Source organism: Corynebacterium sp. HMSC034A01, from assembly GCF_001838175.1.
Classification (GTDB): domain Bacteria; phylum Actinomycetota; class Actinomycetes; order Mycobacteriales; family Mycobacteriaceae; genus Corynebacterium.
Genome location: NZ_KV835972.1, coordinates 19,355 through 33,054, shown reverse-complemented (window position 1 = coordinate 33,054; position 13,700 = coordinate 19,355). Strand labels below are relative to the sequence as shown.

Annotated in this window: 14 protein-coding genes; 9 read left to right on the top strand and 5 right to left on the bottom strand. The window is 65.7% G+C overall.

Features of this window, described 5'->3' with window-relative positions:
- Positions 1-105: 105 nt before the first annotated feature.
- On the bottom strand, positions 106-759 hold the full coding sequence (locus HMPREF2791_RS07455) for a hypothetical protein (RefSeq protein ID WP_141764948.1): 654 nt from the start codon (positions 757-759) through the stop codon (positions 106-108).
- A 363-nt stretch (positions 760-1,122) separates the two neighbouring features.
- Between HMPREF2791_RS07455 and HMPREF2791_RS07450 the strand changes: the two genes are divergently transcribed.
- Both HMPREF2791_RS07450 and HMPREF2791_RS07445 read left to right on the top strand, forming a co-directional pair.
- On the top strand, positions 1,123-1,431 hold the full coding sequence (locus HMPREF2791_RS07450; RefSeq protein WP_038609488.1) for a hypothetical protein: 309 nt from the start codon (positions 1,123-1,125) through the stop codon (positions 1,429-1,431).
- Between the two features lie 11 nt (positions 1,432-1,442).
- On the top strand, positions 1,443-2,303 hold the full coding sequence (locus HMPREF2791_RS07445) for a class I SAM-dependent methyltransferase (protein WP_038609491.1): 861 nt from the start codon (positions 1,443-1,445) through the stop codon (positions 2,301-2,303).
- Positions 2,304-2,314: 11 nt separating this feature from the next.
- On the opposite strand, the gene HMPREF2791_RS07440 is transcribed toward HMPREF2791_RS07445, so the two are convergent.
- Positions 2,315-4,405 (bottom strand): exonuclease domain-containing protein, encoded by a 2,091-nt coding sequence (locus tag HMPREF2791_RS07440; protein ID WP_070475253.1) that lies wholly within the window; start codon positions 4,403-4,405, stop codon positions 2,315-2,317.
- A 454-nt stretch (positions 4,406-4,859) separates the two neighbouring features.
- Here HMPREF2791_RS07440 and HMPREF2791_RS07435 point away from each other — a divergent pair, with 454 nt between their 5' ends.
- A complete protein-coding gene (locus HMPREF2791_RS07435) occupies positions 4,860-5,237 on the top strand; it encodes a hypothetical protein (RefSeq protein ID WP_038613649.1) in 378 nt (125 codons plus the stop codon).
- A gap of 18 nt (positions 5,238-5,255) precedes the next feature.
- Positions 5,256-5,474: a hypothetical protein gene (locus HMPREF2791_RS07430; RefSeq protein WP_038609494.1), complete on the top strand. Its 219-nt coding sequence runs from the start codon at positions 5,256-5,258 to the stop codon at positions 5,472-5,474.
- On the opposite strand, the gene menE is transcribed toward HMPREF2791_RS07430, so the two are convergent.
- Both menE and HMPREF2791_RS07420 read right to left on the bottom strand, forming a co-directional pair.
- Positions 5,471-6,610, bottom strand: coding sequence for an o-succinylbenzoate--CoA ligase (gene menE, locus HMPREF2791_RS07425; protein WP_070844909.1), 1,140 nt, complete (start codon positions 6,608-6,610; stop codon positions 5,471-5,473). The two genes, HMPREF2791_RS07430 and menE, sit on opposite strands and share 4 nt — an antisense overlap.
- Positions 6,607-7,416 (bottom strand): YhfC family glutamic-type intramembrane protease, encoded by an 810-nt coding sequence (locus HMPREF2791_RS07420; protein ID WP_070844908.1) that lies wholly within the window; start codon positions 7,414-7,416, stop codon positions 6,607-6,609. Before HMPREF2791_RS07420 ends, menE begins: the two co-directional genes overlap by 4 nt.
- 263 nt (positions 7,417-7,679) lie before the next feature.
- On the opposite strand from HMPREF2791_RS07420, the gene HMPREF2791_RS07415 reads away from it, so the two are divergent.
- The 5 genes from HMPREF2791_RS07415 to HMPREF2791_RS07395 all read left to right on the top strand — a co-directional run bounded on the left by HMPREF2791_RS07415 (position 7,680) and on the right by HMPREF2791_RS07395 (position 12,647).
- Positions 7,680-8,669 carry a hypothetical protein gene (locus HMPREF2791_RS07415; RefSeq protein ID WP_070844907.1) on the top strand — a complete coding sequence of 330 codons (990 nt, stop codon included), beginning with the start codon at positions 7,680-7,682 and terminating at the stop codon, positions 8,667-8,669.
- Between the two features lie 55 nt (positions 8,670-8,724).
- Positions 8,725-9,834, top strand: coding sequence for a sensor histidine kinase (locus tag HMPREF2791_RS07410; protein ID WP_141764947.1), 1,110 nt, complete (start codon positions 8,725-8,727; stop codon positions 9,832-9,834).
- Positions 9,831-10,469: a response regulator gene (locus HMPREF2791_RS07405; RefSeq protein WP_070844905.1), complete on the top strand. Its 639-nt coding sequence runs from the start codon at positions 9,831-9,833 to the stop codon at positions 10,467-10,469. Before HMPREF2791_RS07410 ends, HMPREF2791_RS07405 begins: the two co-directional genes overlap by 4 nt.
- Positions 10,470-10,533: 64 nt before the next feature.
- Positions 10,534-11,235 carry an ATP-binding cassette domain-containing protein gene (locus HMPREF2791_RS07400; protein ID WP_042405806.1) on the top strand — a complete coding sequence of 234 codons (702 nt, stop codon included), beginning with the start codon at positions 10,534-10,536 and terminating at the stop codon, positions 11,233-11,235.
- The gene (locus HMPREF2791_RS07395) at positions 11,232-12,647 is read left to right on the top strand and encodes an ABC transporter permease (RefSeq protein ID WP_070844904.1); all 1,416 of its coding nucleotides are present in this window, start codon (positions 11,232-11,234) and stop codon (positions 12,645-12,647) included. The genes HMPREF2791_RS07400 and HMPREF2791_RS07395 overlap by 4 nt, the downstream gene beginning before the upstream one ends.
- 7 nt (positions 12,648-12,654) lie before the next feature.
- Here the strand turns inward: HMPREF2791_RS07395 and HMPREF2791_RS07390 are convergent, their stop codons facing one another.
- Positions 12,655-13,641 carry a hypothetical protein gene (locus HMPREF2791_RS07390; RefSeq protein WP_070844903.1) on the bottom strand — a complete coding sequence of 329 codons (987 nt, stop codon included), beginning with the start codon at positions 13,639-13,641 and terminating at the stop codon, positions 12,655-12,657.
- Positions 13,642-13,700 lie beyond the last annotated feature (59 nt).

The window sequence follows — 13,700 nt, the reverse complement described above, 5'->3', positions numbered from 1 at the left end:
TGCGGGAGCGTAGCTTCTCGTGCCTCACACCACCGCATTGTGGCACGAATTACACGATTGTGCTTTGCGAGCAATTGCTTTGCGACGATCCTCCGGTAGCAGTCCTTATTCTGGTCCTTCGACCCTGTACCCGCTCTCTTCCAGAAGGGCCACCGCCCGGGAAAGATTTCCGTGGATCACCCGATCCACCTCCGCGTCGTGGTAGAGGGTGCGGTGAAAATCGAGCCACTCTTCCCATCCTGTCTCGGGCGCAGCGCCGAACTCTCGGATAAGCAGTTCGACGACATCCGTGAGTTGCAAACGGAATTGAGGTCCGCCCATCGGGAAATGGATGTCCTGCTGCTGGGCTGCGGTGTCATACCTTCCCGCACGGGCAAGCAGTAGTCCTAGTGGCACCGAGTCAGCGTGGAACTGGAAATGCGAAGCGGGTTTGTTCCTGGCTTGCGATTCGTACTCGAACCGGACGACCGGGACGGGCTTCTTTCTCGCCCTGAACTCGATTTTGAAGGTGCTTTTCTCTATTTCGACATCGTCGTTGACATCGTCATATCTGAGTAGATACTCATAGCGGAGGACTAGGCGGTCGCTCCCAGAGTGGGCAATAATGACCGGATGAGTACCCTCGACGAATGCTCGTTGTCCGTCAGCCAGAATCTCCGCGTCGATCGGCGATGAGCCCTCAAGGGTCCTCTCGAGCAATTGCACCGTCAGCAGCATGAAGGCGCGCACTGCGTTTTCGAGGCCCCGTGATGAAGTCACGCCACTCCGTATCGGAGCCACATACAGGCCTCGTACCGCTCTAAGAGTCGCTCTTCCGCATACTCAATCGCACCAGCATCCCGTAAGCGACGAAGGTGCTCGACGGTGAGAGGTGCCATTTGGGCTTTCAAACTGGCGAGTTCTTCATCCAATTCCTCCACAGTTCTCCGAACTGGGGTCAGAGACTTTCTCATGGCACCTCCGTTCTTAGTTTTTAGGATGGGGAAGATAATTACGCATTTTAGACAGCTAAATGGGTAGGTTTCTACTCTCGCGCAAGCTAGTCTCGCCAGCGGGTGATAAAAATGCCGACCAAGTGTGCGAGGCCCAAGAAATCAGGCAATTCCGGAGGAAGGAGCAACGATGAACGAGCAGCAGTCGGAAAAACTACGTTCCTATTACGACAACACCGACACCTCCGATCTCATGGAAGATGCTCAACCAGGAGACCTGGGCAATGTCGCAGACCCCGAAGCTAGCGTTGCGTTTACTGTCACCATGCCTAATCGGGTTCTCCGCACCGCGCGGGGAATGGCCGCAGCCGAGGGAGTTTCTACCAACGATGTGCTCCGGCGGTTCATTGAAGCCGGAGTGGATGACCGGGCTGGGGCCGAGGCCTCAATTCCAGTGAGTAAGCTCCTTCGCCTCATCGACGAAGCCCGCGGCGCGTAACATCTGCCACCATGAGCGACGAGCAGACCAACGCACCGCAGTCCGAAACAGCATCCTGGTTCGCGGACAACCAAGCCAACTGGGATTCACGGGCCCACGCCCACATGTTCGGCAACTACGGCGGCAAGGACGAGCTGATCGCGGACAAGACCGCAATCAGCAGCGTCCTCGCGGTGGACATCGACCGCTTCGGCGACCTCACCGGAAAGTCCGTGTGCCACCTGCAGTGCCACGTGGGCACGGACACCATCGGGTTCGCCCGCCGCGGGGCGTCCCGAGTCGTTGGCGTGGATCTGTCCGCCGAGTCGATCAACTACGCCCGCGACTTCGCTGCCCAGGCCGACGCGGACGTCGAGTTCATCCAGAGCAACGTCTACGACGCTCGCGAAGCTGTCGACGGCGAATTCGACCTCGTCTACACCTCCGCCGGCGTGCTGTGCTGGCTGCCGCAGGTGCGGGGGTGGGCGGAGGTTGTCGCAAAGCTACTTGCTCCGGGCGGCACGTTCTTCATCCGCGACGACCACCCCATGTTCATGACCATCGGCGAGGACATCTCCCAGGGTCTACGCATCGAGCAGCCGTACTTCGAAATGCCCGACCCGCTGACCTGGGAGGACGAGGACAGCTACGTCATCACCCCGGGCGCGCCGAAGCTGACTAGCCCGCGCAACCACCAGTGGAACCACTCACTCGGCGAGATTGTCACCGCGCTCATCGACGCCGGCCTGACCATCACCGCCCTCGAAGAAACCCCCTACTCCGCGTGGTGCCCCTGGCCGGAGCTGATGGTGGAGGACTCCCGCGGATTCATCCTCCGCGACAACCCCGAGCGCCTGCCGCTCCAATTCGCTATCACCGCGACGAAGCCCTAAGGGGCCTTTGGCTACTTTCCTCGGAACAAGTTAAACAGCGCCATCACGCCAGAAATCGCAGCGGTGAGACCGCCGAAGAAGAAGCCGAGTGCGAACACGCCGGCGATGAAGGACTCGGCATCCGGGTCAAAGGTCTCGATGCACAAACCGAACAGGAAGAAGCACAGCACACCGAGGCCCGCAGACCACTTGAACACCTTGGCGGCCTTCGGGCGCTTTACCGGCGCGGGTGTAGGTTCCGTCGGAGCCGGGGTGCTCCAAGATGAGGGCACCGGCGCAGGGGTGTAGTGCGGAGCGTTCGCAGCGGTGAGGAGCTCTTCGGGGGTCGGGTCGGAAGGTGCGGGTTGTTGGGGTTCGGCGGCGGGTCGGCTGGTTGCCGAAGCCTGGCGGAGGTCAAGAACCGGCTGTGGTCCGGATTCGGTCACGGGCTGCGGGGGAGTGAAAGTGTGGTCGGCAGATGGAGAGGGCGCCGACGTGGTCGCACTTGCGTCGGCAATATCTGCAGGTTGAGCCGGAGCCTCAGGAACCCCGTCGACGGCAAGATCAACGACCATCTCCACCAGTTGGTCGCGGCGTTTCGGCCCAACACCAGGAAGTTGGAGCAGATCGTCGGCGCTGACCTGCAGCATTTCGGGGTGCTCCAAGCTCCACACCGCCAGGTAGCGGTCGATGCCTCGCCCGGTGGCCTCGGGGATGTGGTGAGGCTCGAGGTTCTCGGCCATCTCGTGAAGCGGACGCGTGGGGTGCAGCGCGATCCAGGCCGCCGCGATTCGCGACGGGGATGCGCCCGTCGTGCGAACCTGCTCCGGTGAGAGCCAGGAGAACTGCTCTTGTGTCTCGTGCTCGGCGCTGTCTGCAGGCTGCCCTGACGCTGCGGGTTGCTGCGGAATGGCTTCATGGTCGATCGCGCTCAAGAGCTGCGCGAACTTCGTCTCGCCGACAATCGGGATGCCGTACTTCCTCGCCTTCTGAGCCTTTCCGCTCATGGAGTCCGGATTGGCGGCGACCAGCAACACGCACTTGCGGGTGACATCGCCGACCTCCAGACCTGCGGCGGTGGCGCGCTCTGCCCAGGCATCGCGAGAAATATCCATCGCGCCGGTGAGCGCAATGCGGTCGCCAGGGTGAAGGGTGAATTGGCTGGGGGCGGTGCCGGCCTGTGGTTCGTCGAGAAGCGAATGCATGAGTGCGGGATCCACGCTCAGCGCATCGGCAACAGCGAGAAGTTCGCTGCGTTCCTCTGCGGTGATGACGCCGTCGGACCAGGCCTCGACGACGAGCTGGCGCACGAATTCCTCGTTGATCGCCTCGACGTCGTCGGCGTTTAGCCCGGAAGTGATCGCGGTCTGCTCCAGCTGGCGCATCTCGGTGCGTGAGATCTGGCGGTCGACGAGTGCGCAGGTCAGCTCAGCACGGTAAGCCTCTTCGTCCTTCGTGCCGGTGGCTGGCAGCGTGCGGGAAAGCTGGCCGGTCCATGCGGACGCGGCGCCCCTGGGGAGCACGCGTGGCTCAGCCGCAGGAGCAGGGAAAACAGCGGTGGGAAAACCGTCGAGGACCGCGCCGTGGCGCGTGTGGAAGTACTTCAGCAGTTCTGCGGTGGCCTGCGCATCTGCCAGTGCGGAGTGGGCGAGGGGATTGTGGATCTGCGCGATGGCGAGGGCCTGCTCAAGTTTCTTCACGCCGAGGTGCTGGTTGGACAGCGTCATCGTGTCCACCCAGAACTGCGCGAGACCGTTCTCCGTTTTGGCGCGGGCAAACTCGTTGGTGAGGAAGCGGCGCTCGAACGGCGCGTTGTGCGCCACAAGCGTGCGGCCGTGCAGCAGCGAGCCCAGGTACGCAGCGACGTCGCGGAACGAGGGAGCGTCGACGACGTCGGTGGCAGTGATTTTGTGGATGTAGCTATTCGGGATGTCGCGCTCCGGCTGGATCAACGTCTCCCACGTCCGCTCAACGGTGAGGTCCGGCCGAAGCAGCACCACGCCGATTTCTACGATCCGGTCGCTGGGCATCACACCAGTTGTCTCCAGGTCCACCACTGCGAAACCGGTGTTGTTGACCGGGGTGTTGGTGTGGTTCGGGTGCCCGGGTTGCGGGTCCATCATCGCTCCTTGCTCTCCGCGGCAGTCTGCGCTGCCTTTTGTTGTCTGTTCAGCAGATTAGGCCATGGGCCGACGCGCGGGGTGTGAAATCGGACGGGTGTTCGGGTTGGCGGCGGGGGAGGGGGCCGGAGGGCGTCGATAGGCAAAAGCTCTATGGAACCGGTGGCGGGTTCGCTGCGTCCAAAGGGGTGAAGGGTGAAAACCGGATGTCAATCTATGGTTGACAGATATGCGATGGGGGAGGTTGAACTATGAAGCGTTATGCAGTAATTAGGAAGTTGCGAGCTGAAGCACGCAGACGCGGATTGGAATTTGAGGAGATCCACCTAACTCGCCATGACGCATACCGGGTTGGAGACACGACTCGGACGCTGGGCAGACATAACGAGATAGACGATCTTGCAGCGCGGAAGTTCTTTGACCAATTTCAGAACGAATTAGGGAAAGGGTGGTGGCGATGAAGGCGTTCACGGTGACCGCAGAGCGTGGTCCGAGCGGCGCTTGGGTGCTGGAGTGCGATGAACTTGGGGTGGTCTCACAGACGCGGCGACTCGATCGGGCGGCCGATGAGGTGGCGGAGGCGATCGCGTTTCAGTCTGGGATGCAGCCGGGCGAGTTTGAGATCGAGGTTGTGCCTATCCTCCCCGCCGAGGTCGAGTCGTTGCGTAAGCGTGCCGACGAACTCGGCGTGAAGGCGAAAGCTGCATCGGATGATGCTGCTGCCGCGAGGTCGGCACTGGCCCGCAAGATGAAGGACGAGGGGTTCACGCTCCGTGAGATGGGGCAGGTGCTCGGAGTGTCGTACCAGCGGGCGTCGGAGTTGGCGGCGGGGTAAGGAAGAGTAGCGGCGAAGATGCGGTATAGCTACAAGGAAATCAAGTCTCTAGACGGACTGCGCCTCAAGCGTCCGCCGCACCAGGGGGAGATCGCGGCTGCGCACTTAGTGATCAAGCAGATCAACCAAGGGAAGCGCCCGGGCGAAGAGATCACGCCGTTTCTCCGGTGGGTGGCTGACTACGGCTCACCGGGCTTCCAGGTCGCGCCTGTGATCATTGAGAACCCGAACGGCTAGAACAGCTCCTTGACGGCCGTACGGTCCACCTTGCCCGGGCCGAGCTGCGGCAACGCCGCCACCACCTTGAGCTCCTTGGGGATCTGCCAGTGCGCGATGCGGCCGGAGTCCTCTGCGTCGGCGAGCGCGTCCAGGATGTCCGGCACTGTCGCGGAGCCGGTGTAGGCGGCGCAGATGCGCTGGCCGAGGCGGTCGTCGTCTTTGCCGATGACGGTGGCGGCGGTGACGCCGTCGATAAGCAAAAGCTCCTCTTCCAACACCTCGGGGTGGAGTTTGAGGCCGCCTGAGGAGATGACGTTGTCGGTGCGGCCGAGGACCGTGAGCACGCCGCTGTCGAGCTCGCCGGCATCGGAGGTGCGGAACCAGCCGCCGGTGAGATCGGGGGAGTCGAGCTGGTGGTAGCCGCGGGCGACCATAGGGCCGCCGAGGTGGATGCGGCCGTCCTGGATTCTCACGCGCGCGCCGGCGATGGGGCGGCCGTCGTAGACGCAGCCGCCGGAGGTTTCGGAGGAGCCGTAGGTGGTAACCACGTTGATGCGCAGCTTCTTAGCCGAGTCGAGCAGACGCGGGTTGGTTGCGGCGCCGCCGACGAGGACCGCGGAAAACGTGCGCAGCGCGTCGATGCCCTTGAGCGTGGAGGTGGCCTTGGCCAGCTGCATCGGGGTCAGGGCGGTGTAGGTGCGCTCGCCGGTTCGGGCGAGCTCGTGGGCGCGGGCGGCGAACTCGGCGACGTTGAAGCCGCGGGTCAGGTCGATGAACGCGGGCTCGACGCCGGCGACCATGCTGCGGACGAGCACCTGGAGCCCGGCGATGTAGGCGACGGGCATGGCAAGCAGCCACTGGCCCTCGCCACCGAGCGCCTGGTGGGTCGCGTCCGCGCTGGAGATCAGGTTCGCCGGGGTGAGCATCGCGCCCTTCGGCTTGCCCGTGGAGCCGGAGGTGGACACGACCAGGGCGATGTCGTCGTCGATGGGCGCGCCGGGCTTCAGCGTGTTACGCAGCAGGTTCGTGCGTGCCGGGTCGTTCGCGGGCACCGGCAGGAGTGTGCGCTGACCGGTCAGGGCCTCTTCCAGCGCGGGGATGATGGCCAGCGGGTTGGCGGGGTCGACGGGGAGAAGTTCCAGCAGGTGGGTCACGGGGCGGGCGTTTCGTTCTCGAGGGGGTTGGTGGGAGTGGTGCGGGCGAAGGTCTTGTGCGACAGCGGGCCGTCGATAGTCGCCCACAGCCCCGCGGCTGTGAGTGCGGTGAGCAGCAAGTACATCACCGGCACGCTGTGGGGCGCGACGAGCACGGCAACGGCGTTGAACCCGATGTGGCAGGCAACCGCAAGCGCCCAGAGCTGCCAGCGGCGCTCGCGTACCGCGCGCAGCACGATCAGGGTGAACACCACGTGCGCGGCGATCGCGAGCGCGCGCTCGTACCAGCTTGCGGCGATCATTCCCATGCCGATGTTCTGCAGCGCCTCAATCTGCTCTGCAATGGCTTGCGCGGTGGCGGGGTCGTCGTTTCCGGTGGCCTGCGCCTTGATTGCGTCGCCGCTGGTCAGCAGCATGATGTTGCCGGCAAACAGGTTGGTGAAGAGTAGCAGCGCCTCTATGCCGCCGTGACCCAGGCCGAAGCCGACGCCGTCGTTCCACTCGCGGGTGTTCTTGTCCCAGAATCGCAGCACGATCCAGCGGGCGGTCTCCTCGAACAGGCCCGAGGTGACCAGGAACAAAGTGGTGGTCAGGGCGGTGGCCGTCGCTGGATCGAATGTCTTGCTGAACAGGAACTGCAACGGGATAACCAACGCAAACCTGGCCACCTGGGACAGTGGGAACGCCAGTGTGCCCCAGCCGAGCGACGCCCACCTGAAGCCGAGCCTGCGCTTTCCCACGAACCACGCGGGCAGCACGAGGGCGACCAAGCCCACGAACTGCAGAATGAGAAGGCCCAACGTCATGGCAGAAACGATACCGGTGCGGACGTGGCGGGTCGCGGTGGGCGGTGCGACGGGGCGGTGGAAACGAGCGTTTGCGGCGAGGTCGATACCTTGATGTCGATAGTTGCTGGTCACAGCGTTTCGCCGATTTTGGGTCGAAAACACTCTCGACGCGCTGACCTGGAACTATCGACCTGGAACTATCGACATCGAGCTATCGACCCGGCTAGCCCCGCTCCTAGTCACCTGTAACGCAGATCTCACTTTCCACCGATTAAACAGACATGAGGAAGATCATCGCACCGGCCGTCGCTGCGGCGACCGCCCTTTCACTCACTGTCCCTGCCCCTGCTACCGCAGCCACCTTGACCCCGTTTACCAAGGACGGCACCAACTACTGCCGCGTCACGCTCAATGACGTCGAGCGCGGCCCCGCCAACCAAGCCGAACGCGCCGCGAAGACGCTCACGCACGGCATGTACGCCACCTCGGTCGTCGAGGCGTTCGAGGCCACATTCCCGGAGCTGAAGAAGCTTGGCGACGATTACGTGGCCGACCCCACCGTCATCGAGCACCTTCGCCTGCTGCGAGACGACAAAACGCCCGAGGGCGACATCCGCGCCGACGCCCGCGCCGCCGCGAAGGAGAAGCTGGAGCCGCTGGGCCTGCACACCACCGACGCCGACTTCTACCTGGACATGAAGGAAGGCTCCCAGATCCCGCTGGGTCCGGCCGGCCGCTCGCTGAAGGGCAACGCTGACTGGTTCGTGGGCATCGACGGCGGGGTGCCGAAGGTGCAGCCGCTCGGCGACGAGTACGCGTTCGGCCACACCGGCCAAAACACCGCGCAGTGGCTGCGCCACGTGGAAGGCTGGCAGCGCGAGGCATTCGCCGCGAACATGAAGAAGACCTACTTTGCTCAAGTGCTGGACACGCTGGAGAGCTCGTACTACTACGCGCTCGAGGAGTCCAAAACCTGCCACGACGGCACTAGCCACGTCATCTTCCCCACGCAGGACCTGAAGCTGCCGGAGGCGCCGAAACTGGAAAACGCCAACCTGGGCGACGCCACGCCTGAGCCGGATCCCGCCCCGAAGGACCCCGAGGAAAAGCCGGATGAGAAGGCCCCGGCAACTTTCGACGCCAAGCTGGCGCAGATCATCGGCATCGTCGCCGCGGTGCTTACCGCCCTGGGCGCGCTGTTCGCGCTGCTGCAGAACGCGGGCGTCAAGGGGCTGCCCACCATTCCGCAGATCCCGGGGTTGACCAAGTAGGTCTCCTCCTTGGGGAGGAGGTGGGGGCGCGGAGACGTCGATAAGCTAGGCGCCCGTGCATGTGAAAACGGGTGACGCAGTGCTCGCGGTGGCGGCGGCGGTGCTTGCCGCCGTCTACACCGTGAGTGCGATCAGCGACCCGGGCGCCGCCGCCTGGGCGCAGGCCCTGCTGTCCTGGGGGTTCGTCGCTGTGTTCGCGGTGCTCACCGGCAAGCCGCGGGTCGCATCGGCCGCATTAGTGGCGCTCAACACCGCCTGGGCGCTGGTGTGGCTGGCTGCGCCGGTGAACCTGGGCTATTCGCTGTGGGTGCTGGCGGTGCCGGTGGCGACGTTCGTCGCCGGCAGGTACGCCGGTAAACGCTTCGCGCTTGCGATGCTGGCGGCGGCGTGCGCGTGGGCGTTGCTCTCGCCGTTTATGTGGACGTGGGACGAGCAACTCGTGTTGTTCTACCGCCGTGGCGCAGACGGCGCGCTCACGCTGGCGCTGCATTGGGCAGCGTTCGCAGTGGCGTACCTTCTGGGTGCGAATCTGGCGGGGGAGGAGGCCGCCCGCCGTAGGGCCGCGGAAGCGAAAGAACAGCGTCTGGCGGCGGCGCGGGTGGACGAGCGCCAGGCCATCGCGCGGGACATCCACGACGTGCTGGGGCACTCGTTGACCCTGATCAAGGCGCAGGCTAATGCGGGGCTCGCGTCCGGGCGCGAGCGCGAGGCGCTGCAGCAGATCAACGCTGCAGCGGGTGAGTCGCTTGCGGAGATCCGCCTGCTCGTACGCGGGTTGCGCGAAAGCGATCGCGGGTTCGCGCCGGTGGTGGGGATCGCGGAGCTGCCCGCGCTGGTGCAGCGCTTCCGCGACGCCGGTGTGCAGGTCACACTCGACGCCCCGCCTGTCGACGTCCCTCCGGTGACCTCCCTCGCCATCCACCGCATCGTGGCCGAAGCGCTGACCAACGCGGCCCGCCACCAGGTGGACCCAGTTGTCTCCGTGCGCGTGACACCGGGGCAGACCGTTGTGGTGGAAGTGGTCTCTACCGGGCGGGTGCGCCCGCAGCCGGGCACCGGCGTCGGCTTGGAAGGCCTGCGCGAGCGCGCCGCGAGCGCCGGCGGCACGCTCGAAGCATGGCAGGCAGGCGAGGCATTCACCGTGCGGGCGGAGTTGGCGGCATGATCCGGATTTTGCTTGCGGACGACCAACCGTTGCTGCTCAGTGCGCTCGAGACCATCCTGGGCGCGCAAGACGACATCACCGTCGCGGCCACAGCCGCCGATGGGGCGGAGGCGGTGGAGAAGGCGCGGGCGCACCGCATCGACGTCGCCGTGCTGGACATCCGCATGCCTGTGCTGGACGGCATCGCCGCCGCCCGCACCATCATGGAGCTGGGCCCGCGGGTGATCATGCTGACCACGTTCGACGACGACACGCTCATCCACGCAGCCATCGCCGCCGGCGTCCACGGATTCCTGCTCAAGGACGCAGAGCCGGACGTGCTCGCGGGAGCGGTGCGCGCGGTGGCCGGCGGCGAATCCGTCCTCGCGCCCGGCGTGACCGGCAGGGTGATGGAGTGGGTCCGCGAAGGTCCAGGTAGTCCGGCGTCGGCCACTGCGCTGGAGGGGCTGACTACCCGCGAGCTTGAGGTGCTCGCCGAGATCGGCCGCGGAGCGACTAACGCAGAGATCGCCGCCGCGCTGTACATCGCGGAAACCACAGTGAAAACGCACGTCTCCAGCCTGCTGGCCAAACTCGGCGCACGCGACCGGGTGGCGTTGGCGCTGATCGCGCAACGCGCCGGCATCTCCTCCTAGCGAAGGAGGCGTTGTGGTCCCGCCGACCGATGTGTGAGGCTCGCTCGCCGCGGACGATAGGGGCATGACCGATACACAACTCGCCTGCCGCGGTGTCGCAGTTTCGTTCGGCGGGCACCAGGTGCTGCGCGATATTTCACTGACAACCACCCCGGGCCGCGTCCACGCGCTGTTGGGGCCCAACGGCGCGGGGAAATCGACGCTGATGTCGGTGCTGCTCGGCCTGATCCAGCCGGACGCGGGCGAGGTGACACTAGTGGGCCAGCCGTTCACCCGCGAGGCGCTGCGGCACGTGGGCGCCTCGATCAATGACCCCGCCTTCTACAGCCACCTGAGCGCGCGCAACAACCTGCGCGTGCACACTGCGTTGCTCGGCCTGCCCGACACGGAGGCTGACCGGGTGCTCCAACTCGTCGGCCTGCAGGGTGCAGGCAAGAAGAAGGCGGGCACCTTCTCCACCGGAATGAAGGGCAGGTTGGCGCTGGCGCAGGCGCTCATCGGTGAGCCGGAGGTGCTCATTTTGGACGAGCCCCAAAACGGCCTCGACCCCGAGGGCATCGCCCACCTGCGCGCCTACCTGAGGGACTACGCCCGCGCCGGGCGCACTGTGCTGGTCAGCTCCCACCAGTTGGGCGAGGTGCTGCACATGGCGGACGACGCCACCGTCATCGCCGGCGGCGACGTCCGCTTCGCCGGGGAACTTGCGGAGCTCGGGCCGAACTTGGAGGAATCCTTCTTCCGCTTGACCGCAGGGGGCGGGCAATGAGTCTGCTTCGCGCCGAATGGATCCGCGCCAAAGGCTCAACGCTGTGGTGGCTCGCAGGAGCGGGGCTGCTTCTTGGCCTGCTGCTGACTGCTTTTTCGTTGGTCGGCGATGTCGGCTCCGCGAAGTCCCTGCTGTATCCCCAGGGGCTTTTGGTCACCGGTATGGCCGCTCCCGTTGCGGCGCTGTTTGCGGGACTGGCTGAAAACCGCGAGCGCGACTCCCGCGCCGGGGGCACACTCTGGCGGCCCGTCTCCTCCACGGGCACCCGCGCCGCCCGCATCACAGTGGTGTGGCTGGCCCTGGCCGTGTTCGCCGTTCTGGACTTCGTGGTGCCCGTTGCGGCGGCGCTGGTGTTCGGCCTGGATGGCGCTGCGCAAGTCGCGCTCGTCGGTGCGTTTGTGTGGCTCGGCATGCTGGGCCCCGCGGGCCTGGCAGCCGCGGCCACACGCCGTGTTGGGCTGTTGCCGACGCTCGTAGCCGCATTCGTGTTCACCATCGAGCTCGGGTACTTCGTGGAGCGAAGCTGGTGGTGGCTTAACCCCGGTGCCTGGCCCGCGCGCTTGGCGTTACCCACGATGGAGATGCACTTCAACCTGTTGCCGCTGGAGGACACCTCACCCATGGCCGGCGAGTCGCCGTTTCCTGCGCTCGCGCTCACCTTGCTTCTAGCCGCGGCCGGATTCGCTGCTGCCGTGCTCACTCCGCGCCGCACGCGACCCATTCTTAGACGCCGCACCACCCACGAAGTCGTTGCGCCCGCGCTTACTGGGCCGGCCAAGCCGAGGCCCGCGCACACCGGGTTTGTGTCCGCGTGGAAGGGGGTTGCGAGGGCGGGGCGGATGCCGTCGTTAAGCATGGTGCTTGTGCTGACCGCACTGGTACTTTTGTTTGCCACACGTTATCCGGCAGATGTGCGCCAGGCGCTGTTCGCGTACGCGATCCTCCCGGTTGGCGCGGGCGTGTTGCCCACGCTTGTGTGGCCGCGGATCCGCCCGGCATGGGCGCTGATGCAAGTGGAGCACCCGCGAGTCGGCCTCGCGCTAATGAGCTGGTTTACCAGCATCGTTGCGCTTGTGTGCCTGATCGCGGGCGCAGTGGCTGGGAGTGCGCGTTTTGGTGTGCTCGCCGTAATTGCCGGCACCGTCCTCACCCTCGCTGCGCTCGCTGTGACCGTGCGCTTTGGCGTGATGTGGACGCTGGCGGCGACAATCCTGGTCACGATCGTCTCTGTCACCATTGGCGGCGACGTACTGGCGGAGTCCTTCCTGTGGATCGCCGCGGTGCCCGCCTGGCCCGTGACCGCCACCGGCCTGCGGGTGTGGGGTGCGCTCGCGGTTGGCGCAATCCTGCTGGCCGCGGTGGTGGTTGTGCTGCTCCGAGTACTGCGCGGGATGCGCCCGGTCCGTCGCTGAGCCGTGCTTAGCCGGTGCGGGTCAGCGGGCCTTCCGCGTGGTAGCGCCCGGTGGGGGCGTTGTAGGTGGCGCGCTCGCGGGAGTCGTTGATGGAGAAGTGCCAGGTGCCGCCGTTGTCGCAGGTGCCTTCCGTGATGTTCTCGCGGAAACCGTCCTGGATCTCCTCGCCAGCGGAGGCGTGCGTCGGCTCGAGGAGGCCGGCGCAGCCGAGGTCCGGGTAGGTCACCGGGATGCGGCCGCCGCGGTCGCGGGTGCCGAACTGCACGCGGTAGGACTGGTCGTTGAGCTCCGGGATGTCGGAGACCTGCTTCATGGTGCCTTCGCGCGGCACGTTCAGCGGGTCGGGCTGGTCCAGCTCCGCCAGCTGCGCGGTGTCCGTGGTCGGGGTCCAGTGGATCAGGGTCACGTCGTCCAGTGGGTTGCCCACGATGGTCTCCTCCGGGCCGAACGTCTTGACCAGGCGGTTGCCGTGCAGCTCGAACTGGGTCGCGGTCAGCGTCGTACCGTCCGTCTCGTATTGCGTCAGTCCCGGCTGCACGCCGGCGGTGAACACGGTGGGGTAGGTGCCGGCGGCGTCAACCAGGTAGTCGGTGGTGGCCGTGAGGGTGCCGTCGACAAGCTGCAGCACCCGCACCGGTGCCGGGCCTTCCTTGCCAGCGCGCAGGAGCAGCTCGAGTTCGGCGTCGCCGTCGACGTCGATGAGGTCGTAGGTGAACGTGCCGTCGAGGCCGTCCTGGTCGGCGAAGTATTGCGCGGGGTCCGCGAGTGCTGCGGCGTACGCGTCGCGCTTGTTGGGTACCGCCGACGATGGCGGGGGCGCGGGGAGGTTGTCTTCGTCCGCAACCGGCGCGACAGGGGCAGCGGCGGGAGCGTCGGCGGGCGGGGCCGCTTCCGCGGCGGAGGCATCGGCGGCGTCAGCGGTGGTCGGGGTGTCTGGGATGTTTCCGTCGCACGCGGCCAGAGTCAGCGAGGCGGCGACGATTGTGGCTGTCATCGTTCGTCTCAACATGGCCGGAGCGTAACCCGCTGACCTTGAAGCGCCCTGAAATTCCC

What these genes read in the sequence shown, in the direction of transcription:
- HMPREF2791_RS07450 (WP_038609488.1), top strand. Translation starts at nt 1,123, where the DNA reads ATGAACGAGCAGCAGTCGGAAAAACTACGTTCCTATTACGACAACACC.
- HMPREF2791_RS07445 (WP_038609491.1), top strand. Translation starts at nt 1,443, where the DNA reads ATGAGCGACGAGCAGACCAACGCACCGCAGTCCGAAACAGCATCCTGG.
- HMPREF2791_RS07440 (WP_070475253.1), bottom strand. Translation starts at nt 4,405, where the DNA reads ATGATGGACCCGCAACCCGGGCACCCGAACCACACCAACACCCCGGTC.
- HMPREF2791_RS07435 (WP_038613649.1), top strand. Translation starts at nt 4,860, where the DNA reads ATGAAGGCGTTCACGGTGACCGCAGAGCGTGGTCCGAGCGGCGCTTGG.
- HMPREF2791_RS07430 (WP_038609494.1), top strand. Translation starts at nt 5,256, where the DNA reads ATGCGGTATAGCTACAAGGAAATCAAGTCTCTAGACGGACTGCGCCTC.
- HMPREF2791_RS07420 (WP_070844908.1), bottom strand. Translation starts at nt 7,416, where the DNA reads ATGACGTTGGGCCTTCTCATTCTGCAGTTCGTGGGCTTGGTCGCCCTC.
- HMPREF2791_RS07415 (WP_070844907.1), top strand. Translation starts at nt 7,680, where the DNA reads ATGAGGAAGATCATCGCACCGGCCGTCGCTGCGGCGACCGCCCTTTCA.
- HMPREF2791_RS07405 (WP_070844905.1), top strand. Translation starts at nt 9,831, where the DNA reads ATGATCCGGATTTTGCTTGCGGACGACCAACCGTTGCTGCTCAGTGCG.
- HMPREF2791_RS07400 (WP_042405806.1), top strand. Translation starts at nt 10,534, where the DNA reads ATGACCGATACACAACTCGCCTGCCGCGGTGTCGCAGTTTCGTTCGGC.
- HMPREF2791_RS07395 (WP_070844904.1), top strand. Translation starts at nt 11,232, where the DNA reads ATGAGTCTGCTTCGCGCCGAATGGATCCGCGCCAAAGGCTCAACGCTG.
- HMPREF2791_RS07390 (WP_070844903.1), bottom strand. Translation starts at nt 13,641, where the DNA reads ATGACAGCCACAATCGTCGCCGCCTCGCTGACTCTGGCCGCGTGCGAC.